The sequence below is a fragment of the Brachybacterium sp. AOP42-C2-15 genome (assembly GCF_052377065.1).
Lineage (GTDB): Bacteria > Actinomycetota > Actinomycetes > Actinomycetales > Dermabacteraceae > Brachybacterium.
Genome location: NZ_JBQSWK010000102.1, coordinates 1 through 1,402, shown reverse-complemented (window position 1 = coordinate 1,402; position 1,402 = coordinate 1). Strand labels below are relative to the sequence as shown.

Below are 1,402 nucleotides of genomic sequence, written 5' to 3'. Positions count from 1 at the left end.
GAGGGTGTTTCATTAGCTGTGTAAGGGTCCGGTCTCGAACCGAGGTGTGACCTGCTGTCCCGCCTCTGAGAAGGACCGATGACATGACCGATACTGCAGATGCCCAGAACCCTCTTGCCGGGGTGCTCAGCGCCGACCAGGTCGATGCCCTCGTCAACGCCGCTGAAGACCTCGGAGAAGGCCGCCACGGGGTCGAGGAGCTCCTCTCGCGGATGACCCAGGCGGTGCTGGAGAGGGCGCTGGAGACCGAGATGAGCGATCACCTGGGCTACGAGGCCGGCGACCCTGCTGGCGCCGGCACGGGCAACTCCCGCAACGGCAAGACCACTAAGTCCGTCCAGACCCTCCAGGGACCGGTCCAGATCACTGTGCCGCGGGACCGCAACGGCTCGTTCGAACCGGTGATCGTGCCCAAGAGGTCCCGCCGGCTCGGGAGGGTCGAGGACATGATCCTGTCGCTGTATGCCCGCGGGATGACCACCCGCGATATCGGCTCCCACCTCGAGGAGATCTACGGCTCCAGGGTCTCCGCCGCCACGATCTCCCGGGTCACCGACGTCGTCGCCGACGAGGTCGCCCAGTGGCAGTCCCGGCCCCTGGAGACGGTCTATCCAATCGTCTATATCGACGCGATCTGGCTGAAGATCCGCGATGGCGGTGTCGTGGCGAACAAGGCCTGCCACGTCGCCGTGGGCGTGGATCTCGAGGGCCGCAAGCAGGTGCTGGGTCTATGGCTGGGCGTCAGCGAGGGCGCGAAGTTCTGGGCGAATGTCCTGACCGAGATCCGTAACCGCGGCACCAAGGACATCTTGATCCTGTGCTGCGACGGGCTGAGTGGGCTGCCGGCCGCTGTGAACAGCATCTACCCCGAGACCGTGGTCCAGACCTGTGTGGTCCACCTGCTGCGCTCGGCGATGAAATACGCCTCCTACACCGACCGCAAGACGATGGCCAAGGACATGCGCCCGATCTACACCGCCGCGACCGTGGAGGCCGCACAGCTGGCGCTGGAGGCCTTCGCCGAGATATGGCAGACCAAGGCGCCGGGAGCCGTGCTGGCCTGGCGGAACGCGTGGGAAGACTTCATCCCATTCCTCGCGTTCACTCCCGAGATCCGCAAGGTCATCTACACCACGAACCAGATCGAATCGATCAACTACCAGCTACGGAAGATCACCAAGACCCGCGGCTCGTTCCCCTCGGACGAGGCAGCGATCAAGCTGGTCTACCTGGGCATCCGGAACATCGAAACCCGCCGCGGCGGAGAGCTCGGCACCGGCACCCAGGGATGGCACCAAGCGCTGAACGCTTTCGCCGTCCAGTTCCCCAACCGACTCCCCCTCTGACCACCCGGCAGAAGGACTGATCGACCGGCCCCTTACACAGAAAACTTGACACCTCC

The 1,402-nt window shown here is 64.8% G+C and carries 1 protein-coding gene; it reads left to right on the top strand.

The window, feature by feature from the left end; genetic code table 11:
- Window positions 1-83: 83 nt before the first annotated feature.
- Window positions 84-1,346: an IS256 family transposase gene (locus tag ACT3SQ_RS19205; RefSeq protein ID WP_343926305.1), complete on the top strand. Its 1,263-nt coding sequence runs from the start codon at window positions 84-86 to the stop codon at window positions 1,344-1,346.
- Window positions 1,347-1,402: the final 56 nt, after the last annotated feature.

What these genes read in the sequence shown, in the direction of transcription:
- ACT3SQ_RS19205 (WP_343926305.1), top strand. Translation starts at nt 84, where the DNA reads ATGACCGATACTGCAGATGCCCAGAACCCTCTTGCCGGGGTGCTCAGC.